Source organism: Levilactobacillus yiduensis (assembly GCF_024718525.1).
Classification (GTDB): domain Bacteria; phylum Bacillota; class Bacilli; order Lactobacillales; family Lactobacillaceae; genus Levilactobacillus; species Levilactobacillus yiduensis.
Genome location: NZ_JAMXAZ010000008.1, coordinates 1 through 23063, shown reverse-complemented (window position 1 = coordinate 23063; position 23063 = coordinate 1). Strand labels below are relative to the sequence as shown.

The window sequence follows — 23063 nt, the reverse complement described above, 5'->3', positions numbered from 1 at the left end:
AGTTTATTTTAAAATGAAAGATCGTAACGTGATTGCCTGGGCCATCATTTCCATGGTTGGCTTTGTGGTACTGAATTTTCTGATGTCTCGGCCCTTCGTAGACTCGACCAACGTGCAAATGACCATGAGCGAGTTTTGGCGGACCACGCTGATTGCCCTGGTACTGTACGTGATTCCCATCGTGTTGGCGGCGTTGGATTGGCGGCCCTCATTTTACCTAATGGGGTTGGTCATTGCGCTGTACACGTTGTCACCCATCAGTGTGCTGTTCAACATGTGGATGGACAGTGGCGCGAGCGTCATGATTAAATTATTAATGTCCGCGTACAGCCTAGCGCTGATCGTGGGCAATGCCTACTGGCTGGTCCTGGCATTACGGTTACGGCAACGGCAACAAAAAATCGCCGACCGCAAGCGATTCGCTGCTAAAAAATGAGGTGTAAAGCATGAAACGTGAAATTCAAACTTTTATTGATGCGGTCGAAGCCGACGAAATTCAGCATTTCGCAGTGGACACCACGGAAAAGGCCTTTGAGAAGGATCCAGACGGGGCCATGGCGCCACTGGCTGCCTTCATTCGGGAACAAATTGGCAAGGACCAACTCGCCCAAGCCGAATTGAAGCTGACCGATACGGCGGTCTCAGTGCGCTTGGAAATGAGCGTCATCAATCTGCCGTTGCAGGACAGCAAGACGATTGGCAAGATCATGGAAACCAGTGATGAGGCGGACATCAACGTTTACGCGGTGATTGAAACGCCAGACATCAACGTTTCCGGTCTCCGCATCGACGCGTTGGCGCCAGCAGAGACCTACGTGGACCAAGCGGCAGTGGCTGACGAAAGCCTACATGACTGGTTGAAGCTGCAAATTGAAAAGCTCCAGACCGCAGCCACGAATAAGGCGGAAACGGACGTCAAGGCACCTGCTGAAGAAGCCGCGACGTCGAAACCAGCCGCTAAAAAGGCGACGGCCAAGAAACCAACTGCTAAGAAAGCAGCAACCAAGAAGCCGGCTGCCAAGCGGACCACCACTAAACGGACGACGACTAAGAAAACCAAATAAGCTTGAACTCTGCCACAACGTGTGGTACTATTGTCTCTATGCGATGAGTCGAGAAATCACGCGTCCCTTGCTTGCAAGGAGCGTCCGCGCAAGCGGCTAGGTGAATTTGTCAGCAGGGCACAGATGTCACCGGATTTGTGACGTGTCTGATCTTGAGGGAATGTGGATTCCGAGATAGATCCATTCGAGCAATCGAATGCTGTGTAAAAGCGTCCAATCAGTCTTTGGCTGGTTGGGCGTTTTTTTTCGGGTAAATTTGGCAGTAGTCAGGGGCCTAATAGGGGAGCAACTGTGCTATTCTAGGTTTATCTGAAAAATATGAGGGGACTTGACGATGAACAAAGGACGGGTGGAGGCCTTCACTGATGCGGTAGTGGCAATTGTGTTAACGATTATGGTATTGGAGTTCAAAACACCAGACGAGCCAACGTTTGCGGCGCTGGCAGCGGACTGGAGTTACCTGGTGGCCTATTTAATCAGTTTTCTGTTTATTGGCGTGGCCTGGTATAACCATCATTACATGTTTGCCCTGACCAAGCACGTCACTAAGAAAATCTACTGGGTCAACAACGTCTGGATTCTGGTAATGGCCATGTTGCCGGTTTCGACGGCCTGGGCTGGTAAATTTATTTTTGAAGTCCAGCCTGAAATTTTCTATTTTGTGATTTTCACGTTCTGGGCGTGGGCGTACGCCGCGTTGTCCTATACGGTGATGCGGGCCAACCGGGCGCGTGATCCGCAGATTGCCCAGAAGATTCGCAACATGTCTGTCTATCGGTTGCACGCGAACGTTTGGTTTTGGCTGGTGTGGCTCATCGTCTTTGGCCTGATCTTTGTCTGGCCACCGATTTCGCTGGTCTTTACCCTGATTGAGCTGGTAGCCATGGCCGTGTACACCCCGGCCGATAGTGACAAATTGTTTTAGAGGAGTTTAGAAGCGATGCAAAATGAATTATTTGATATTCCCGGGGTCGTGTACCTGGGCTGGCTGGTGCCATTGGGGTTCGGCCTGATATTTGCGATTAGTTATGGCATTGAGAAGCGCCGGCTAGGCAATGGTATTTGGTTTTCGTTATTTTTCTATTCGTTTTTAACCATGCTGGCCGTGAGCATCTTGGGCACCAATAATAAGTGGCTGATCGTCATCAGCCTCCTGCTATTTGTCCTACTGCTGTTGCTGATTGGGGTGGCCTTTACGCTCCAAGCCTTCCTGTTGCTGTGGAATGCCTGGATTGTCTGGAAACGTGAGAGTCATACGCTGGCCAACATGTTAACGCTGATTTTAGGTGTCGCCATTTTACTGGCACCGTTCGTGACGCGGTTGACCACCCTGTATTTGCCTGTGCCGGTGGCGACCGTGTTAAACCTGTTCCCAGCAATGGTCATCTTCTACGTGCTATTTTGGTTTTACAACTACCTGACCATGCTGTTCATTTATCAATTTAATCATCCCCGGTATAAGCAGGATTATTTAATCGTGTTAGGTGCAGGACTATTAAATGGTGACGAGGTTTCGCCGCTGTTAGGTCAACGAATCGACCGGGGGTTGAAATTTTATCGTAAACAGCTGGCCAAAACGGGACGAGCGCCGATGATGATTTTCTCTGGTGGCCAAGGCGGCGATGAGACCGTGGCCGAAGGAGTGGCCATGCGTCAGTATGCATTGGCCGAGGGGCTACCGGCCGACCACGCGATTGCTGAGGACCAATCTAAGACGACCTACGAAAACATGGTCTTTTCACAGCGAATCATTGAAAAACGTGGTCCAGCCAAGCCGCGGGTAACCTTCGTGACGAACGGCTACCACACGTTTCGGGCGGGGATGATTGCCCGCAAGGCTGGACTAAAGGCCAACGGTATCGGTGCGCACACGGCGAAGTTCTTCTTGCCCAACGCCATTTTGCGCGAATACATCGCGATCTTTGTGGGCAACAAGCGTTGGCATGCCGTGGCAATCGTGTTGATGCTCCTGTTGACGCTGGTGCTGACCTGGGCGGAATACCAGTAACTGGCGTCTTCGAGACGTGGTTTTCGGCTCGAAGCGAGGTTGAAAGTTCATGAATACGCTCCAGTCCCCAGCTGACAAGGCTTATCGTCATAAAATTAGTCATCAACGACCACCTGCGTCAGCCAGAGATTCCGGTGCTGTGGGGACCGTCTGCGGCCTGGGAAGCGGTCCTCCGACTCGGTTTGAAGCCTGACAAGATACGTCAGTCTTCAAACACGTCCCGCGCTGTAAGCTGCTGCACAGCTAACACCGCTGTCACGGCTACCTCCATCTCTGTCTGCCTCCAGTTACGAAAGTTAAAAGACACTAGACGTGCGATAACATCGCTGGAATGACAACGTTCAGCCAGTTTAATTGGATACACTGTATGTAGCCGTGAGTGAGCCAAATTTGGTCTCAGCCGTGGGATTTTTCAAGTGTTCTGCTTGGAAAATGGCGTCTTTGAGACGTGACCTTTCGGCTCAAAGCGAGGGAAAAGACCGTACTTTGGCTTTTCCCGGTCCTTCCCACAGCGTTCCAGACCAAATTTTGCGAACGGCAAGGCGGCCAGTATGCGACTATTATAATGGCTGTTATCCTTGTCACACCGGAGATTCTAGCTACTTTATATTCTTTCAACCCTCAGTTACAAAAGAAAAAATGAGGTCAGGAATGCTGCCAGCCGGCAGGTCCTAACCTCATTTTTAATTTTCTTCGTCATTGCGATGGGCTTGATAGCTGGCCACTGCCGCGTAACCCAACGCGAGCAGGAGCAAAGTCCCCAAGCCGTAGAACAAAATATTCCCCAGTGCGACCATCAGTCGTTCCTCCCTGTATGCATGTTACTTGTCATATCATAGCAAAACTGCCCACAGGGGTAAATAGATAGCTGGCGAATGTAATATTACAGTTACTGCGTTACTTAACCAAATAAACGTGGTCGTGAATCAAATCAATTTGCGTATAGTGACGGTTCAAGTCGCGGGTTGCCTTATTTTCCAGCAAATCGGCGTGGTCCCAGAAATCTGCCGAGCCGGTGGCGCCGTGGGGTTCACCCAGCACCACGAAGTCGACGTCCTTACCGGATTGGCGAATCGCCTGGAGTAATTCCCAGTCCAGTGGCAAGCCGTCTGGTGACCAAGACATGACCACGACGCCCACCTGGTCTTGGTACTTGGCCCAAGCGTCCAGCGCGGCGAGGGGTTCGATGGTGGTCAGGGGATGTCGGCCAGTTTCATTTTCCACAGTCCACGCCTGACTGTCCGTGGCGAAGACCGTCTTGTGCTTGTCCCGCAAGCCCTTGGAAATGTAGCCGTTGCCCGCCATCACTTCCAGTACGGCGCGGTCATCCACGAAGGTGGCCAGGTCGCTGATAAATGGCGCTGGTGTGTAAGCCCACATGCCGTAGTGGTTCTCCAGATAATCCCGGAAGGAGCGCAGGTCGTGGTCCAACTGGGGCAACGCATCAGTTAGCTCATTCCACAACCGGTCGCCAGTAGCGTCCCCGGCTGGATAACGTTCGTTGAGCTTGCGGTAGACCTGATCTTGACTGTCGTCCGGCAGCTGGAGCAAGGGCAATTGTTGCGGTAGGTCGCCCGCGGCTAGCATCCGGTCGGCTAACAGAACGTTACTGATTAAAATTTTAATTGACGGGTAGTCATTGAATTGGTGATAATAGGCCGTCATACGCTCAATGTAGGTCGTTTTACGTTGACTCAACGGGGCGTGGCGGACTTTTTTCTTGAGTTTTTGCAATTTTTTCGGATTCACGGTAAAGGTCCTTTCTGAGGAGAATGCTAAGAAAAGCTTAAATCAACCGAAAAGGGGTCACCAATTCCGGTTGGATTTCGTTAGTAAGGGTAAGGGGCCACAAGAAAAGCCGGCTGATTAGCAGGTTCGCTGACCAGCCGACCCCTGATTAATGGTCGTCTAAATGTAGATCCAGTTCCTCTTGTTGGTTCGGTGACGACGTGGTGGTCCGGTTTTCGCGACCATGCAAGTAGCCATCGATCAACTGGTAAATTTCGTAACGGTCTTGGCCGCTCAACAGTTCCCGGTTGAAGCTCAGTTGCTTGCCAGACAGGAAGAGGCGACCCAAGTCGTATTCGTCGCGCTCAGTCTTCCCCGTGAGGTAGTCCATGGTGACGTCAAAGTATTCAGCGAGCTTACGCACTTCCATGAAGGAGGGCGTCCGAATCCCACGTTCCCAGTTGCCGAGTTGCGAGGCGGTATTCTTACGCGTATGCGGTTCAGTTGGTTGCGCGTTCAACGCCGTAGCCAGCTCACCTAAAGTAATGTGTTGGCCCCGACGCAAGGCCCGAAGTCGTTCTGGAAACATTGCACTCACCCGTTTCTTTCCTAGTTTTAATACCACTATTATACCACTCTCTGTGGTTTTTAAGGGAAAGTTTACGTGTCAGGGAACTGGTTGTCGGTCTGTGGCGCCCTTGGTGGCGGGGGATGCTGCCAGAAAGTTACTTCACCAAAGGATCAGTGAGGCGCATGAATTCGGCAACGTCGCGCTTGATCAGCTTGACGCCGGCCAGCCAAAAGTCGGGTTGGGTCAGATCGACGCCCAGGTGCTTTTGTGCCAGTTCTTCGGTCGTCATGTTGGCGGTGTCGCGCAAGAGGGCGATGTAGCTGTCCTCGAAGTCGCCAGCTTGTTGGGCCTTGGCGTAGATGCCGAGGCTAAACAGGTAGCCGAAGACGTACGGGAAGTTGTAAAAGGCCGGTTCGTCGATGTAGAAATGTAATTTGCTAGCCCACAAATGCGGGGAGTACGTCGACAGGTCGTGGCCAAAGGCTTCCTTTTGGGCGTTGAGCATCAATTCGTTCAGTTCGGCCGGCGTGACTAGTTTCTTTTGGCGCAGTTGGTAGAACCGCGTTTCAAATAAGTACCGGGCACGGATGTTGAGGAACATGGCCAACGGGTTGTCCATCTTCGCGTTCAGCAGGGAGATCTTTTCCGCGTCGGTTTTGGCCGCCTTGACGTTGGCATCGGCGACAATCAGTTCGCCAAAGGTCGAGGCCGTTTCCGCCACGTTCATGGCGTAATCTTGCCGCAATTGGGGCAGGTCACTGATGACACTGGAATGAAAGGCGTGGCCGAGTTCGTGCGCCAGTGTGGAAACGTCGTTGGGTGAGCCGGTAAAGGTCATGAAGATCCGGGACTCGTTGGTCTCCGGTGCGCTTTCCATCCAGCCGCCGGGTGCCTTGCCGGCTCGGTCTTCGGCTTCGATCCAGCGGTGTTCAAAGGCGTGCTTGGCCAGCGCCGCCATTTTCGGTGAGAATTCGCCGTAGTGTTTGATAATGAAGGCCGCGGCCTCATCGTAGGTGAACTGGTGCTCCGCGCTACCTGGTAGGGTCAGTGGAGCTTCCACGTCCTGCCAACCGGCGTGCTTCTTTCCCAGCAACGCCGCCTTGCGGTCGAGGTAGTCCAGCAAGAACTGCTTGTTGTCATCGACGACCTGCCAAATGGTGTTGAGCGTGGCCGCACTCATGCGGTTGTCCCGTAGCGGTTCGCGCAAAAAGTCAGTGGTGCCATGCGCGGCGTATTCCGTCAACCGGAAGCCGGCCAAGTGGTTCAACGTATCGGCAAAGAGCTGTTCCTTGTCCGTCCACGCCTGTTCCCAAGCGGGTAAGAGGGCGGCCCGGTATTCGGGGTCAGCGTTGCCCAACAGATTGTTGTCGGCTTGTCCAGCAGACAGGGTCAGGGGCTGACCAGCCGCGTCGTGGAAAGGCACGTTGACGGTGGCGACCAATGAGTCGTAGTGACTGCTCCAAGCGGCCTTGCCATCAAGGTTGAGTCGACTGATCAGCGCTTCCGTCTTGTCGTCCAGCAGTTCCTTACCATCGTCGCGCATCTCTTTGAGGTTGAACGCAATCGGCTGAAGTGCCGGTGTGGCAAGCATTGCCGTAAAGTTCGCATCGGGTACTTGGACCAAGACCTTCTTCAACTTGCCACTCACGTTTTCAGCCTGCGTGCTGAGCGTGCGCAGTTCGGCTTCCATCGGGGCCACGTCTGGATTATTGACGTCCGCTGACCCCACGGCTGTGATGAAGATACCCATTTGGCCAATGGCGGCATCGATTTTTTGCAGTTGCGTCATTAATTTAACAAACTGTTGGTAGGCCGGCGCGTCACTCGCGGCGTCCCAGCGGTCTAACAGATCCCCCAACGACGCGATGGCACTTTGCGTCTGGGTAAGCTTTGTCTTCAGTTGTGCGGAATTGATTCCGCCCGGAAATAGTGAATCAAGATCCCAATTTAAAGCGTAGGTCATCAGCGACCCCTCCTAAGAATTAAGTTGTGACCATTATAGCAAACATCATAGGCGTTGCGCTGACTTGAAGAACTTCGTATACTTACCAGTAAGAGAGAATTGAGAAGTTTAGGAGGAAATGAACCGTGAGTAAACGACTGAAACGTTGGCTGATTGCCGGCGGAATTTTGGTGATTCTAATTGTGGGTGGACTGATCGGCGCGAGCTTTTATTTTTATAACATGACAGTGGCGAGTGGCAAGAAGGATTTCGTGGCGCCTGCTAAACCGTTGAAGAAGTCAAATCCGTTGTACGCGCAGAAGAAGTGGTACCAAAACGTGCACAAGTACCGGTGGACGGAAAAGGCCGCGGGAACGAATTTGAAATTAGTGGCCGACTACATTCCGGCCGCCAAAACGACCAAGAAGACGGTGGTCCTGGTCCACGGTTTCGGGTCCAACAAGGAAGCTATGGGTGGCTACGCCGGTATGTTCCACGACTTGGGGTACAACACGCTGATTCCGGATACCCGGGGTCAGGGGCAGAGTCAAGGCAAGGTCATCAGTTACGGCTACTATGAGAGCCGGGATTATCTGAAATGGGTCAACCAGGTCATCGCCAAGCAGGGCCCGCAGTCGCAGGTCGTCTTGTTCGGCGTGTCCATGGGGGGCGCCACGACCATGATGACCAGCGGGTTAAAGACACCGCGGCAACTCAAGGCCTACATCGAGGACTGTGGCTATACCAACGCTGACGCGGAAATCACGTACCAGGCCAAGCAAATGTACAACTTGCCACGCTGGCCGTTGGTCCCACTGACCAGTCTGGTCACGAAGATGCGAGCGGGCTTCTATTTCAAGGACGCCAACAGTGTCGCCGCGGTCAAACGCACTCATAAACCGATGCTGTTTATTCACGGCGGTGCGGATACATTCGTGCCTACGCGGATGGTGTACCAGGTCTACCGTGCCGATGCCGGGCCCAAGCAACTGCTCATCGTTCCAGGCGCCGCACACGCCGCAGCCCTGTCGCATTCGCCTAAGCTGTACACGCAAAAGGTCCGCAAGTTTTTGGCGCAATACATTCATTAGATGCAATAGATTCTAGGCAGCGTAGTGTGTGCTGGCCGCCTTACCGTCCGCCAAACATGGGTCGGAACGCTAGTCGAAGCCAGTTGCTTGCGGCTGTCAGGGGTTCCGCCTGCTATGGGGGACACCTCCAGCCAAAGAGCGGGCTTCCGGTTCGCTTGAAAGCCTGGCAAAAAACGCCAGTCTCTCAAGTCGCCCCACGGTGTAGGCTGAGAAAAAAACTCAGCCTACACCGTCGACACAGCTGGCTCCACCCCTGACCTCCTCCGGCAAGATTGGTTTTGCCCAAGCGTTGTGATTGGCGCGGCTTGCGGATGTAGGTGGTGAGAACGTGGCCAAGTGGGCAATGGTCGTCCAGTGGCGTGGCAAGTAGGCAGCATCGTCAAATTGTGGCAGTATCCGGATTGACGTAAGGTCGCTGATAAGCATCAGTCTCGGCTATGAAGGTATGCTTTCACAACGCTTAGTGGGAGTTAGACTATTGTGGTTGCGGCCACGGTGATGGGCCGTGGTCAACAATCAAACTTGTGTCGCCATGATGGTGACGTGATCCACGATTTCGGTCTTGTTTGGCATTTGGTTATGGGGCCGTTCTGTATTGTCGTTGACCAATTGAGTGTGGCGATATTGACCTGAATCTAGGGTTGTTGACGGAGACAATTGCGCCGGAGGAGGCCAGGGGTGGAAGCGAACTGGAAGTCGCAGGCAAGGTAGTGGGTCATTTGTAAGGTTGTGTCAAGCCTGCATGCAGGTGTCGAGATGTGGGCTGACAGTGGCTAAGGTTGGTTGTCTGCAATGAGTGGGTAATTTGCCAAGTGCTGACCATTCCAATCGTCGCTAGCTTGATTGTGACGGGTTCTTGGCTAAACATCTTGTCGCCGATACCGACCACCGTAGCCGAGAGTGAAGCGAAATCCAGGTTCAGCCGGGGAATTTGCTAGTGACCTTTACTAGCAAATTGGTGACTTTGAGACGTGATTTTCGGCTCAAAGCAAGGGCCGAGACCGGGTTTTGGCTCGGGCCGTCCTCCCCCAGCGTTCCAACCTGGATTTCGCGCAACGGCAGGCGGCCAGTACAAGCACAGTTTCCAGAAAGACTAACGTTTAGTAAAGGAGCACAGTAAACAGAGGAGATGATTGGATGGGACCGACAGTTTCGCGGCAATTTCGGCCCGTCACTGATACCGTCCTGACCCTGGGCGCCACACTGGTCATGGGGATGATCGATGCGGATACATTTCTGAACCACGGCGCAGTCTTCGTGAGCGCGCAAACGGGGAATATGGTGGTCTTCGTGGTGAAGCTAGCCGAGCATGGCTGGGGCGCCGCGTGGGTCAACGTGCCCGTTTGGATCGGGTACTTTCTGGGGTGTTTTTTGGCGCAAGGATTGAGTGAACACCTAGGTCAGGGCAATAAGCGCCGGCAAATGCGGTGGTTGATGTTGCTCGACGTGGGGGCGTACACGGTGTTGGCCAGCCTGCAAACGGCGATTCCGACCCTGTGGCTGATCTTTGGCCTGGGCATCGTGGCCGGCTATGAGCTGACGGTCTTTCGCCAGGTCGGGGGTATCGGCATCAACAACGGCATCATGACCGGGAACACCAAGAACCTGGCGACAGCGACCTACCGTGCCTGGTTTGACGGCGACCGTGTGGCCCGCAGCAAGCAACGGCGCATCGCTATCGTCTTGGCCACGTTTATTTTAGGCTGTGGCGTGGGGGCCCGGTTGGCGACGTTGACGCCGCTGGGTGTGCTGTGGATTGCGACGGCGCTCAAGTTGATTTTATTGGCCTGGTTGTTTGTGCCAGCGGCAATGGAAAATCCGGACAGATGATTGGTTGGGTTGTGGCCACAAGTAGCGTATAATTAACGAGATAAGTGACCAATCCACCCGGCGAGTCGTCGGGACTGAAAAACTAAGGAGCACGATCAATTTGCTAAATACAGGACTCATCATCGGTCTACTACTGATTGGGTTGCTGGTCGGCTATCTGGTGCGCCGTCACAAGCATCGTCAGGAGCTCCTGGCGGTCCAAGAACAGGCTCGGGGGATCATTGCCCAGGCCAAGACGAAAACGCAGCAGCGCGTGGCTAAATTAAACGCTGAAGCCCAGCGTGACACATTAGCCTATCAGCAGTCAGTTAAAGATGAATTGACCGAACAAAAAAATGACATTGCTGTCAGAGAACAACGGCGGCAACAACGCGAACAGTTACTGGGCCAAATGAGTGTCCGGTTGGACGACCAAACGGCGATGCTAGACGAACGCAGTCAGAGTAACCGCGACCAGCGCCAGGCTATTCATGGCTTGAGAGACGACGCCGCGGATTTGCGGACGACGCGTGACGAGACGTTGGCCGATCGCGCCGGCATGGATGATGCGGCGGCCAAGGACCACGTGTTGCAAAACACGGAATTAGCGTTGAAACGTGACCGTGACATTGAGATCAAGGCCCTCAACGATAACGCCGTGGCCAACGCTGAAAAATGGGCCAAGGACGTGGTGTTATCCGCCACGGAGAGCGGTCCGCAAGACTTACCCAAGGAACACATGGAACATACCGTGACCGTACCTAACGGCGAGATTCGTAGTAAGATCATCGGCCGCGATGGCCAGCACATCCGCTTGTTGGAAACGTTGACTGGGACCGACCTCATTTTCGTACCGGATGACAACACCACGTTGTTTATCAGTACGCACGATCCGATTCGTCGAGAAGTCGCCCGGTTGGCATTGACCAATTTGGTTGCCAGTCGGCGCATTTCGGCGAACCAGATCGAAACGCAGGTGGAAAATGCCCAACGTGACGTCAACCACAGCCTCTGGGAGACCGGTGAACAGACCGTCAGCCTGCTGCACGTGGGCTGGATGCATCCCGACTTGATGAAGCTGATTGGCCGACTCAAGTACCGGACCAGCTATGGGCAAAACGTCTTGCTGCACTCGATCGAAGTGGCTCAACTGACCGGAGCCATGGCAGCGCGCTTGGGGTACAACACCCGGTTAGCACGACGCGCCGGACTCTTGCATGATATCGGGAAAGCCATCGACCATGAAGTCGAAGGCACCCACGTGGAAATCGGGACGGAATTTGCCCAGAAATACGGCGAAGACGACGTGGTCATCAACGCCATTGCGGCGCACCACGGGGATGTCGAGAAGACGTCGCCGCTGGCTGATCTGGTGGCGGCAGCCGATGCCGTTTCCGGTGCGCGGCCGGGTGCGCGGAGTGAATCCGTAGAAGACTACATCAACCGGTTGCGGGCCTTGGAAAAGATTGCCAACGATCAGGAGGGTGTGGCCGAAAGCTATGCCATCCAAGCCGGCCGGGAACTGCGAATCATCGTCAAGCCTAAAGAGCTGGATGATAAGGCCGCAGCTAACCTGACGCAAGAGGTGGCCCAACAGATCGAAGCCACGTTGACGTATCCTGGTAAGATCAAGGTCACCACGATTCGCAAGTCGACCGCCGTGGAATACGTCGGCGACGAAAAGAAAAAAGCCAAAAAGAAGAAAAAGAAAAAGGCGGCTAGTGCGAGCTAGGCTGCCTAAAACGAAATCCGCTGCGACGATGCCTGATAGACATCGTCGTAGCGGATTTTTTGTACAAACTGATTGATTGTAACATCAATATTCTGATTGTAACATCACGATGTTACAATCGAAGAATAGCTGTTACAATCATGGCGAAGGCGGGGTGTCAGCTGGAAAATCCGATTAGACAATTGGTCAAAGAATTTCGCATGAACGCAGGCGTGCAACTCAAATTAGAAGCGAAAAAAGGTTATCCTTGCCCAGCCACGCAACGGTGGTGAAGTAAGGATAACCTTTTTTGATGGCGTATTAATGACGCGGTTCGTTGATAATTGTGAAATTGGCATTGGCCGTTGCGTCGATCACCGGATGTTCCTGCAGGTAGTCGGCGATGATCTCGCTCATGGCACCTTGGCTTTCGGCGACGATCTTATCGGCACTGTACATGCTGTAGTGGCCGCCACCCACGGCCCGGTACTGATTCAACACGATGCGTAGCGGTTGGTCTGGCATCACGGGTTGGCCGTGATAGCTCAGGTGCTCCACGCGTTGACCAACGGGGTTGGCAACGTTGAGGGTGTAGTCGATACCCTCATACATGTCGTAGTTGTACTGCCGGTGTTTGGGGTGAATGAAGGCGGGGTTCACAATGATGTGGCCGTCTTCGTTACTGAAGTAGCGGGCACTGACCTCGAGGGCCGCCCGCAGATCTGCCCCGGTGATGTTTAAGAGGGACAGACCGTTGGGATAGACGTAGTTGGTCATGATATTGCGCATGGTGATGGGATTTTCGAAGCCGCGCGCTTCATTGTTGAAGAGGGCCGTGGCGGAAATGTCCGCGCCCATCGTGGCCATTTGGACCTTTTGTATGAATTCAATGTAGGGCGTCTCGTGAATTCGGGCATCAAAGGGATCGTCAAAGGTCATGTCGCCCTTGATGTGGCCGAGGGGTTGGTCGAGCCAATGCCCCACGGCGTCGTTCAAGCCGCTAGCCGCGTTGAGGACCTTTTGATCCAACGGGGCCTCTTGGGCGGAGACCAGTTCGGAGTGGTGCTGGACCACGGTCACCTTTCCTTGGTCGTCGCGGTCGAGGTCTAGCGTGATTTTACCAACGGCCTGACCCCGGAAACCCGGTTGGGTCGTGGGAATGTCAAAAACGTCGGTGGCCAGTTGCCGATGCTGATGGCCGGTCACCAGGGCATCGATGCCCGGAATGGCCTCTAAAATGTGGTAGGCTTCGTTTTCGCCGACGTGAATGTCATTAGGCTGACCAGTGGTCAAATCGCGCTCAAACCCGCCGTGGTAGCACACAATGACCACGTCTGCCTGTTCACGGATGATGGGCACGTATTTCTTGGCCGCAATGAAGGCCGATTCAAATTGGAGGCCACTGATGTTCGTGGCCTTTTCCCATTTGTAGACGGCTTGGGTCGTCAGTCCCAACACGCCGATCTTGATGCCGTCTTTTTCAATAATTTTGTACGGCTGGCCGTATTCGGGGTCACCGTTTGCATCTAAAATATTGGCGCATAAAATCGTGCGTTTGGCATCACGAATCGCGGCCTGAAGGTATTCCTGGCCGTAGTTGAATTCATGATTGCCGAGAATGCCGCAGTCATAATCAATTTGATTATAAATGTTGATCAGCGGCTGCGGGTCGCGGGTGGGCTGGACTCTGGCCACGTAGTAAGCCAAAGGTGAGCCTTCCAAAAAGTCCCCGTTCTCAATGGTCACCACGGGGCCTTGTTCCTTGGCAGCGGCTTGCTCGCGGGCGATGACCGTGGCCGCGCGGGCCAGCCCAAACCCTTGGTGGCTCCCCTTTTTCACATAGTTCGTGGGGAAAACGTACCCGTGGGTATCACTTGTCGATAAAATTGTCAGCTTCATTGTAATGTCACCCTCCAATAGGAAGTCTGGCTGGCCACGGGTCACGTAGACCAGTTGCTGGCAGACCGTTCGCGAAAAGACGCCGAATCTTTAACGTGTTAAAGAAATTATAAGCTAGTTTGGGTTGTGTGTAAATTTTAGCTGGCTAAAATCGTAAAAAATTGTGAAATTTCTTCCCCAAAACGATTCCGGGTGGTAAAAAATAGCGTCTGGCAACAGTGTGCCTCAAGTCCGCCTTACCGTTCGCTAGCGATGGGGTGGAACGCTGAGGGCGCCGGGTCGAGCCAAGGGACGGTCTCAACCCTCAAGTTAGAGCCGATAGTCCGCGTCTCCAACTTACCAGTTCCCTAAGCGTCGTAACCCGTGCCGCTAAGGGAACTCACGGCTACGGTGGTGGTTGCCAGCGATAAGTAGTGTTGACATGTCAGGTGTACAGCCATTTTAGGTGAGTATTCGGCTGCCTGGATACATCAATTTTCGCCAGTGTTAATCAGAAATTATGCCGACAATTGCTTTGAAAATTGGACTTCTAAGTGATTAGATGCCAAAAGTCTAGTGGGGCCAATCAGCTAAGCCGCCGTAGTTAAACGGACACCGTCGGGTAATTAAGGCCAGCTAACTGGGTCGATAGTCATTGAGTACCAACTGTCCCCGGTGACCTGGCGCTTATCGGTGTGGGTCAGATATGACTGTAGTACAACTGTTGCCAAGGGCTGAACTGATTGATGGTTAATTATCTTTGTAGCCGGGAGTTCGCCAAATATGAGCTCAGCCGTGGGAGTTCCCTTAGCGGCATGATTCTTGCCGGTTAGGGAACTGGCGATTTTGAGACGCGTTTTTCGGCTCAAAGTCGAGGAGACGAGACCGCTTTGTGGCTCGTCCCGTCGCCCACCGCGTTCCGGCTCATATTTGGCGAACGGTAGGCGGCCAGTTTGGACTGTGCGGCTGTAAACAACCAGTTTTGAAACGCGGGCTTCGGCTCAAAGCGAGGACGAGACCGCTCTGTGGCTCGACCGGTCCGCCCACCGCGTTCCGGCGCCTACTCGCGCAACGGCAGGCGGCCAACTAAAACCAGGTTCATGGTAACAAAAAACGGCGGCCAGGCCTTGATTGCCTGCGTCGTCGCTTAGAGAATAACGTATCTTACGTTTGGAGTGGGCTGGTTGCAGTAGCAGTGCCGCCCGTTTTTACTTGGAGGAGTAAAATTGGTAACTTATTCGTTTGTTTTAGTCGTAAGTTATAAATTCACTATACCAACAAATTGTGAAGAAAATGTGACGCGAATATTACAATCACACCGGCTTTGCACAAACTCGTTCAGGGGCAACACAATTAAAACCAGTGATTCGTCACGGTCAAAATCACGTCGCCACGACACCTAAACGTGGTGGAGAGGAGATGGCTTTCGATTAGTCCGTGCCAGCATTTTCCTGCATGTACAACATTTGGTCGGTCGAAATTTGCTGGTACAGTTCGTCGGCCAGGGCGGGGGACAGAAGGTTGGCACTACGCTGTTGCCGAATATAAGTGTACTCATATTGGAAGGCCTGAATGAACAGCTCGCTTTCCATGTCCGTGGTTTCCTTGGAAACGAAGCGGCGGTGACGGGCATTGTAATAGTTGCGGACCGCATTGACTTCGGTTTGGTTGTCGACACTGGAGACGTCATTTAAGAAATTGGCCACATTGTTGTAGATGTCCGCTTCAATAGTCAAAAAGTTTTCCCGACGTTTGGCGTCAGCCTGCGGATCACGTTTCGGTCGTTTGGTCGGCAATTGCTGCTCCTGTTGGATGCGTTGCTCCTGCAGGCGCGCCTGTTCGGCCGTGTGCGGCGTCTGGGCCAACCGTTGCCGTTGTTGGGCAATGCGCTGGTCGTGGTGCCGACGCCGGCCAACCATGTGGGTGAGTCGGTGCCCCACGAAACGGAACCACAGGGTGAGGTTGACGAAGGGGTTGTTGCTGCTCATCTGTGTCTTGAGAACCAGCATGCGGACGTAGCGGTTCGCGTAGCCAGCGGGGATGACGCCTTGGTCGGCCAGGTCTTGGACCGTCTGAACCTCAATCTCAGTCGCCTGGTTCAGGAGCTCACGGACCTTGTGTTTGTCCGGTCGGTCCGCGGTTGCCTGACTATTTAGGACTTCAATTACGGCTTGTGTCGCGCTAGGCACGTCCGGGTTTTCTTGGACCAGTCGCTCACTGGCGTAGGCCACCAGGGCTTTACGCTGCTGTAGCGCCTCGGCGGGATCCACGGCCGTTTTCTTGCTGGGGAGGACTAGTGGCAAAATAATCGTTGGTACTAACAGACTCAAGATGATGACGACGGCGGCCACGAAGATCAGTGAATTGCGAAATGGAAAGGCGTGGCCATTTAACGTCAACGGGAGCGAGAAGGCCATGGCCAACGTAATGGTCCCGTGGACGCCGGAGAGGGCCCCAACGAGCGCGTTGGTTCGCCGCTCGTGGGCCTTAGAGCGAATCAAGGCCCAGTCGAAGCGAATCCACAGGTAGCGTAGCCCGAGCATGACTAAGTACAAGACGACGGCCAGGAAAATTAGGCTGGGGAGTGTCTTGGACGTGTCTTGTTGAATATTTACCCAGACTGTTGGCAGTGAAACGCCCAGTAAAACGAAGACGAAGCCGTTTAAAATGCTGGTCAGAAAATGCCAGGTCGAGCGCGTGACCAGTTGGAGTTGTGTACTGGACAAGCGCAGTTGAGTGGTGGAGAGACTGTACATCAAGCCGGCGGCCACCACCGCTAAGATACCTGAGAGGCCGACATGTTCGGCGGCTAAATAGATCAGGAAGGGGACTAACACGTCGTAAGGGATGATGACGCTGGCGGAATCCTTGCCACTGCGGACCAGGAAGACCCGCGCCCAGACGGCTAGTACGCCAAGAACGATCCCAATCAACAGGCCACCGAAGAAGACGACTAAGAAGTGCTTGATGCCACCACCAACGGAAAATTTACCGGTGGTGAAGGCGGTCAAAGCCAGGCTGAAAGCGACCAAACCAGAGGCGTCGTTGAAGAGTGATTCGCGCTCGAGCATGCCCATGACGCGTTCGGGGACCGCCATGTTGGTGGTGATGGAGCTGACGGCCACGGCATCGGTCGGTGTGACGATGGCGGCCAGCGCAAAGGCCAGCGCCAACGGTAGAGTGGTCAGGATGGCGTGGCTGAGGTAGCCCATTAGAATCACGGTCAGGATGGCAAGAATCACGGCCATCGACATGACGGACCCCACGTTCCGCCGGAGTTCCTGCGCGTTGGCATTGCGGCCATCATAGAACATTAATGGTGCAATGATCAGCAGCATGAACACCTCTGGTTCCAGGACAAAGTGGTGGTACAAGGGAACCAGTGACAGGATCGCCCCGGCAAAGATTTGGTAGAACGCTTGTGGGATCGCCGGAAAATACGGGTAGACCGTATTGGCCACGATGGTTGCCAGCACAAGCAAGAGGACGGCATAGAAGACTTCCAAAATAATCCCTCCAGATGAGTTTATTCGTTACCGTTTATTCTACGCTAGTCGTTAAGAAAGTGGCGGAAAAGTTCTTGGGAAATTTAACGCTCAAGGTTTTAACCAATTTCAGCAAAATGGTTAGACGATTTACTGAGGACGAGAATGATTTATTGAATAAAAATGCGAATGGATTGGATATACATACATTTCAACGAAAAAGAGACGCCTGGCTGGATAGTTTGTAAAAATTAATAACTTATCAGCAGATAATTGGTCAACGGGTAGAACCTTGTGACGGCGTAGCGAGCCGATATGGTGGCTATTTTCTGGATTTATCACAAAGCCATTTGCTCACATCACAATGGTTGGGACCCACAACCAACCCACTAAGAAATGTGGGGGATTATTTAGAAAGTTTCCAAAAAAGGTTGATTATTCATTCAATTGTGGTAACATATAAGTTGGTTCTACTAGATGGTTCAATGAATTGTTTAGGCGAGCTTAGTTACGTTGTCTGTTATCGTTACTCAATCCAACGATAAGGAAGTGCTGAATATGATCAATTTGTACATTGCACCAAGTAGCGCATCCAGCCGGAAAGCACGCGCTTGGCTGAAGGAACACGACATTGCGTTTAGAGAACGGAATATCAAGTCCAAGCCATTGAATGCAGCTGAGGTTAAACAGATCTTACGCTTAACCGAAAACGGTAGTGAAGACATTATTTCTACGCGTTCCAATGTGTTTAAGGAACTGCACGTAGATTTAGATAGTCTGTCAGTGAGTCAACTGGTTGATTTGGTTGTGAAGTACCCAGATCTGATCAAGCGGCCAATCATCTTTGATGACAAGCGCTTGGAAGTTGGCTACAACGAAGAAGAAATTCGCCGGTTCTTACCACGTGAAGTGCGGACGGCAGAATTGCACCACTTGGAATCACAATTAAGCTCATAGATCGGATCGATCAGTTCTCGGGGGAGTGCTGGTCGGTTTTTTATTGAAATAATTGTAAAACGTTCGAAAAAATAGTGCTCATGACTTGTGGTTGACCACAGGTGATGAGCACTATTTGTTTACGGTCATCTTAAATGCTGAAACCACAGATTGTGGCTTAGTGACTGGCCTTTAAATAACTTTTTGCCATGTGTGCGTAGCCTAATTGTTCCAAGGTCTCGACAATCGTGGCCTGAATCGTCCCAGTCGCAACGACGTCAAACCCCGCGAGCTGCGCGACAATGAGGCTCTCCACCCGATGAACGACGGTTGGGTCGTTGGTGAGGGCGGCCAGCGCCGCGTGAATCTTACGTGAATTAAACGGCGTGTGTTTTCCGTTAGGGGTTTCCACGGTCAGGCCGGTAGGGTCCACTGTCGCCTGAGATCTTCTGATAACGTCCATCGTCTTTAACCCTCCTAGGTTTTACGACTTCTTTAAGCGCGCGAAAGGCACTTGCCGAAAAAAGCCTGTACAACCATGGTACGATGAATTCAGAAAAATTACAACTAGATATAGGGGCAATTTTAGCTAAAATTCTACATATGGTAGGGAAACCACAGAGTGTGGTCCGCTAGTTTTTCCGTTAGATACCCTTGAGCGTTTCTTGGGCGTGAATCTCTTGGGCTAGGATGGCGTTGGTTGGGGCAGGCACGTGCAGTTGCGCGCCTAATTTTGCCACGTAGCCGTTGAGAAAATCGATCTCGGTCGGCCGTTGATGGGCCATGTCCTGGTGCATGGATGGGTAGTGGCCGCCGTTGGTCTCCGGTGAGAATTGCGCGGCAATCAGGTCGGTGACCGCCTGCGCGCTGAAGGTAATGCCCGCTGCCGTGGCCACGGCCTCAAACTCATTGAGGACTGCATCGTTAAGCGCGCGCCAGTTCGGTAGCGCACCGAATTCGCCGATATTGCAGTCGAACAGCGTGCAGTAGGTGTTGAGCACACTGTTGAGGCCGGCTTTTTTCCAAATGGCGGCCATGACGTTGTCGGCTTCGCTAGCGTTCAAGCCAGCGCCGTTTAGCGTGGCCAAGAGCCCAGGTAAATCGGCAAATTCAGTGGGCACGACGGCCTGTAGCGAAATGCTCCCGGTCCCCGTTACCTTGATGTGGCCCGGCCCCGGCATCCCGGAAGACCAAACCGTCGTCCCGACCACGATTTGCTGCTTGGGCACGTGCCGTTCAATGGTTTCGACGTTGCCAATCCCGTTGGCCAGCGTTAAGACCATGGGATGGGTGGCCAAGATACCGCTGATGTCTTGCAACATCTGGTCCATCTGCATGGCTTTCGTAAAGAGGATGACTAGGTCAAATTCCCCGGTCACCGCTTGTGGTGCCGCTGCTGGTAGATGGTAAACGTGGTCGGTCCCATCATCGGTCGTTACTGTCAGACCATGTTGATTGATCGCCGCAACGTGGTCCGCCCAGTTGTCGATCAACGTGACCTGGTTGCCAGCTGATTGAAGCTTAACGCCAAACCGGCTACCCATGGCGCCAGCACCTGCAATCGCAATTTTCATGTGAAATTCACTCCTTTTAGTTGTCTTAGGTTCAGTGTAGCAGGTTTCACCGCGGCCGTGGGAAAAAAGCTGCCGATCGTGATTGACATTAGCCGGCCACTAGGCTAAGATGTAAAACAATTATTTGATGAGAAAATAATGAGAAAATACATAACGGGAGTGATGCGTATGGCAAAGGGTGTTAGTGCTCAGGATCTATTCAGGTTAAAATCGGTGACGCAACCGCTAGCCACGGGGAGTCAGGTCGTTTTCGTGGAAAATGGCATTGATGAAGCTACCAATGATTATCGTGCGCAGGTCAGACGACTTGACGCGGCTGGCTATGTCCAAACGCTGGCGGTCAACGGTCGGTTGAACGTCCAGCCAGTAGTGGCGGGCGACCAGCTCTTTTACGCGGCCAACGTTGCTGATGCCAAAGCGCAATTATTTCAGGTCGGTGTGACGGGCGGCGAGCCGAAATTGGTGACCACGACCAGTCCAGCCGAAGCCGTAAACACGGTATTGGCTTCCGCAGACGGTCGTAGTGTGTTCTTCAAGACCACTGAAACGGCCGAACAGCCCAAGCTGCCGAGTCCGCAAAAATTCCCGCAGACCCGCCACGTGGAACGGCTGATCAACAAGGCTGATGGCTACGGCTGGTTGCCGCTGAACGTGACGTACCGGTTGCGCCGCTACCAGCCAGCGACCGGTGTGGTGGACGAGCTCTTCCAACAGGGCGTGGACTTTAGTCTGACCTCTGTCAGCGACGACGGTCAGGCGGTCACGATTTTACAAGACGACCAGCCCAACAATGACCGGGATTTTGCTCACGGCGCGTATCGCTTTGACGTGGTCACCCGGCAGCTTACGAACCTCACGGCCAGCTTTGCCCACGGCCATTTTGACGACGCCACGCTCTCACCAGATGGTCAACAAGTGGCATTGATTGGTGATGACGGGGCGTTTGGCCGCCATACCGTGGCCAATCTGTATTTGGGCGACCAAGCTGGTCAGCACGTGACCAACCTGACCGCTGAGTTGCAGGCCGACCTCGCCCCAGAATTTGCCGGTGATTTTGTCCAGCAGGCTGGTGGCAAACTGGTCCGGTGGCTGACCGCCGATAAGGTTGTCTTTGCGGCGTGCTTCCATGCGCACAGCCAACTCTACGTGGGCGATGCGCAGGGCGTGAAGTTAGTCGATGACACGGCGCGGCAGATCGTGGACTTCACGGTCGTTGACGCCCAGACGGTGGTACTGGCCGTTTCCTATCAAGACCAGCCAAGTGCCTTGGTTAAATTAGATTTGGCAAGCGGCCAGGAGACCGAGCTGTATGACCCGAACGCCGCTTACGAAGACACCCACGAATTTGCTCACCCGCAACGCTTTGACTTTCAAGCCGCAGACGGTCAGGCGTTAGAAGGCTGGTATTTACCGGCCCAAACGAACGCTGCTAAGCAACCCGTCTTACTCTATGTCCATGGTGGCCCGCATGCCAACTATGGGGAGACGTTCTTTTATGAATTTCAGGTCCATGCCAGCCGCGGCTTCGGCGTTGTCTTCTTCAATCCGCGCGGCTCTACCAGTTATGGGCAGGACTTTGAGGGCCACGTGAACGGTCATTATGGTGAGGACGACTATACGGATGTGATGACCGGTTTAGATGAAGCGTTGGCGAAATTTCCACAGCTGGACCCTGACCGACAATACATTGCCGGCGGCTCCTATGGCGGCTTCATGACGACCTGGGCCGTCGGGCATACGCATCGGTTTGCGGCGGCCGTGGCCCAACGCGCCGTGACCAACTGGATCAGCCTCTTTGGGACCAGTGACATTGGATTTTACTTTAACCCAGAGGAACTCACCACGGACCTGTTCGATGAAGGCGGCGCCGCGGCGTACTGGCGGCAATCTCCGCTGGCTTACGCGCCTAACGTGACCACACCGATTCGCCTGCTACACGGCGAGTGGGACATGCGTTGTCCCATCAGTCAATCGGAAGAGTTCTTCACCGCGGTCAAGCGCGCCGGTGTCGACGCGGATCTGGTCCGCTACCCGCAAAGCTTCCACGGCATCTCGCGGGGTGGCCTGCCTAGCCTGCGGATTCAGCGGCTGGACGACATGACGGATTGGTTCACGGCTCATCCTTCTGTGACTGCGGACAAATAGACTGGTTGTGCTGGCCGCCTACCGTCCGCTAGAGATGAGTTGGAACGCTGAGGGCGCCGGTCCAAGCCAAAGAGTGGTCTTGGACCTCAATTTGAAGCCGGTAACCCACGTCTCCAAGTTGTCAGTTTTCTAAGCGGCAAGAATCATCCCGCTAAGAAAACTCCCACAGCTGAACTCATCTCTAGCGGACTCTCGGCTACACAGGTGATTAACTTCCAATTGTGTTGGCCCTTACAGTCGTTGATAAGTTTCAGCCGGAGTTCTTGTGATGATCCGGAATTCTTGGTAACCGCCAATATATGGTAGTTGTAAACTATTTTTGTAATCTTTCAATAAGTACGAACTGAATCTGAAATTAAAGGAGCTTGGGATAATCCTGAGCTGCTGCTAAAGGGAGGGATTATGATGAAAGAGCTCCTAAAGTATATTTTAGATTTATGTAAGGGGTTCGCTATTATGATTGTCTTGTTGACTTGGAATCTTCAGAATTTTCAAGGCCATTGGCGAATTCCGATAACGAAGTTTACCGTCTGGGTACTTTTGAGTTGGTTACTTTTGTATCCAGGGCTACGAAAGGCGTACCATTTCTTGTACAGCAAAAACGGGAGTGGAATAGAATCTTACAAAACCAGATCGATGAAAATGCACCATCAAGATATTGCCAACAGTCATAAGGATCGTAGATGGACGACCAATGGTGTAGTTGCAAATCCTTGGGAATACAATCAAGCATATACGCAAAGTACAGATGAAATTTTAAATCCAATTTTTGTTTTTTGTGAACATTTATGGATAACCTTTTTGTTGATTATCTTTGGACCGCTCATTTTCGTTTTCCGCATGGTGGTGAAATTATATAGAAATTTAGCTAGTAAACATTAACTGATGGATGGCAGAAATCAAAATCGAACATGGCTATGACAAGAGTTGGTCCAAAAATTTTGAAGCCATGGCGCTCCAAGGGGCACTTACGCTCTTCTGCGCCAACATCAAACGGATTCAGAAATTAACTAACGCGTAGTGCTAGTAATGTAATATTTCAAGAATTGAATAACAAGCTTAAGTCCTAATGCATGCAAAAAGCCCGCATTTGCGGTAACTTCTATGGCGACGAAACCAAG

General features: G+C 52.9%; 18 protein-coding genes. 11 read left to right on the top strand and 7 right to left on the bottom strand.

All coding sequences use genetic code 11. The features are described 5' to 3' along the window. Positions 1–13 precede the first annotated feature (13 nt). The 4 genes from NGM66_RS06235 to NGM66_RS06220 all read left to right on the top strand — a co-directional run bounded on the left by NGM66_RS06235 (position 14) and on the right by NGM66_RS06220 (position 3072). Positions 14–436, top strand: a complete 423-nt coding sequence (locus NGM66_RS06235) for a hypothetical protein (RefSeq protein WP_208907767.1) — start codon at positions 14–16, stop codon at positions 434–436. Positions 437–446: 10 nt separating this feature from the next. Next, positions 447–1064 carry a hypothetical protein gene (locus tag NGM66_RS06230; RefSeq protein WP_245155302.1) on the top strand — a complete coding sequence of 206 codons (618 nt, stop codon included), beginning with the start codon at positions 447–449 and terminating at the stop codon, positions 1062–1064. A 334-nt stretch (positions 1065–1398) separates the two neighbouring features. Next, the gene (locus tag NGM66_RS06225) at positions 1399–1989 is read left to right on the top strand and encodes a TMEM175 family protein (RefSeq protein ID WP_208907768.1); all 591 of its coding nucleotides are present in this window, start codon (positions 1399–1401) and stop codon (positions 1987–1989) included. 15 nt (positions 1990–2004) lie between these two features. Then, positions 2005–3072 carry a YdcF family protein gene (locus tag NGM66_RS06220; RefSeq protein ID WP_208907769.1) on the top strand — a complete coding sequence of 356 codons (1068 nt, stop codon included), beginning with the start codon at positions 2005–2007 and terminating at the stop codon, positions 3070–3072. An 897-nt stretch (positions 3073–3969) separates the two neighbouring features. On the opposite strand, the gene NGM66_RS06215 is transcribed toward NGM66_RS06220, so the two are convergent. The 3 genes from NGM66_RS06215 to NGM66_RS06205 form a co-directional block, all read right to left on the bottom strand. Further along, a complete protein-coding gene (locus tag NGM66_RS06215) occupies positions 3970–4821 on the bottom strand; it encodes an SAM-dependent methyltransferase (RefSeq protein WP_208907770.1) in 852 nt (283 codons plus the stop codon). Positions 4822–4969: 148 nt separating this feature from the next. Beyond that, the gene (locus NGM66_RS06210; RefSeq protein ID WP_208910974.1) at positions 4970–5389 is read right to left on the bottom strand and encodes a helix-turn-helix domain-containing protein; all 420 of its coding nucleotides are present in this window, start codon (positions 5387–5389) and stop codon (positions 4970–4972) included. A 136-nt stretch (positions 5390–5525) separates the two neighbouring features. After that, on the bottom strand, positions 5526–7334 hold the full coding sequence (locus NGM66_RS06205; protein WP_208907771.1) for a M3 family oligoendopeptidase: 1809 nt from the start codon (positions 7332–7334) through the stop codon (positions 5526–5528). A 125-nt stretch (positions 7335–7459) separates the two neighbouring features. On the opposite strand from NGM66_RS06205, the gene NGM66_RS06200 reads away from it, so the two are divergent. From NGM66_RS06200 to rny, 3 genes are all read left to right on the top strand, one after another. Beyond that, on the top strand, positions 7460–8404 hold the full coding sequence (locus NGM66_RS06200; protein ID WP_208907772.1) for an alpha/beta hydrolase: 945 nt from the start codon (positions 7460–7462) through the stop codon (positions 8402–8404). A 1137-nt stretch (positions 8405–9541) separates the two neighbouring features. Then, complete coding sequence (locus NGM66_RS06195; protein WP_208907773.1) at positions 9542–10234, top strand: YoaK family protein; 693 nt, start codon at positions 9542–9544, stop codon at positions 10232–10234. Positions 10235–10334: 100 nt separating this feature from the next. Next, positions 10335–11945, top strand: a complete 1611-nt coding sequence (rny, locus tag NGM66_RS06190; RefSeq protein ID WP_208907774.1) for a ribonuclease Y — start codon at positions 10335–10337, stop codon at positions 11943–11945. 300 nt (positions 11946–12245) lie between these two features. Here rny and NGM66_RS06185 read toward each other — a convergent pair whose 3' ends face one another. Next, a complete protein-coding gene (locus NGM66_RS06185) occupies positions 12246–13823 on the bottom strand; it encodes a bifunctional metallophosphatase/5'-nucleotidase (RefSeq protein ID WP_208907775.1) in 1578 nt (525 codons plus the stop codon). 1409 nt (positions 13824–15232) lie between these two features. Beyond that, positions 15233–17308: a cation:proton antiporter gene (locus tag NGM66_RS06180; RefSeq protein ID WP_208907776.1), complete on the bottom strand. Its 2076-nt coding sequence runs from the start codon at positions 17306–17308 to the stop codon at positions 15233–15235. Between the two features lie 537 nt (positions 17309–17845). On the opposite strand from NGM66_RS06180, the gene spx reads away from it, so the two are divergent. Beyond that, entirely contained in the window at positions 17846–18244 is a 399-nt protein-coding gene (gene spx, locus NGM66_RS06175; RefSeq protein WP_125575502.1) for a transcriptional regulator Spx, read from the top strand. A 157-nt stretch (positions 18245–18401) separates the two neighbouring features. On the opposite strand, the gene NGM66_RS06170 is transcribed toward spx, so the two are convergent. Continuing rightward, entirely contained in the window at positions 18402–18686 is a 285-nt protein-coding gene (locus tag NGM66_RS06170; protein WP_208907777.1) for an ATP cone domain-containing protein, read from the bottom strand. A 181-nt stretch (positions 18687–18867) separates the two neighbouring features. Beyond that, the gene (locus tag NGM66_RS06165) at positions 18868–19797 is read right to left on the bottom strand and encodes a ketopantoate reductase family protein (RefSeq protein WP_208907778.1); all 930 of its coding nucleotides are present in this window, start codon (positions 19795–19797) and stop codon (positions 18868–18870) included. A gap of 213 nt (positions 19798–20010) precedes the next feature. Here NGM66_RS06165 and NGM66_RS06160 point away from each other — a divergent pair, with 213 nt between their 5' ends. The 3 genes from NGM66_RS06160 to NGM66_RS06150 all read left to right on the top strand — a co-directional run bounded on the left by NGM66_RS06160 (position 20011) and on the right by NGM66_RS06150 (position 22963). Beyond that, positions 20011–21942: a S9 family peptidase gene (locus NGM66_RS06160; protein ID WP_258115454.1), complete on the top strand. Its 1932-nt coding sequence runs from the start codon at positions 20011–20013 to the stop codon at positions 21940–21942. 456 nt (positions 21943–22398) lie between these two features. After that, positions 22399–22824: a hypothetical protein gene (locus NGM66_RS06155; RefSeq protein WP_208907780.1), complete on the top strand. Its 426-nt coding sequence runs from the start codon at positions 22399–22401 to the stop codon at positions 22822–22824. Positions 22825–22831: 7 nt separating this feature from the next. After that, the gene (locus tag NGM66_RS06150; RefSeq protein ID WP_258115453.1) at positions 22832–22963 is read left to right on the top strand and encodes a hypothetical protein; all 132 of its coding nucleotides are present in this window, start codon (positions 22832–22834) and stop codon (positions 22961–22963) included. Positions 22964–23063: the final 100 nt, after the last annotated feature.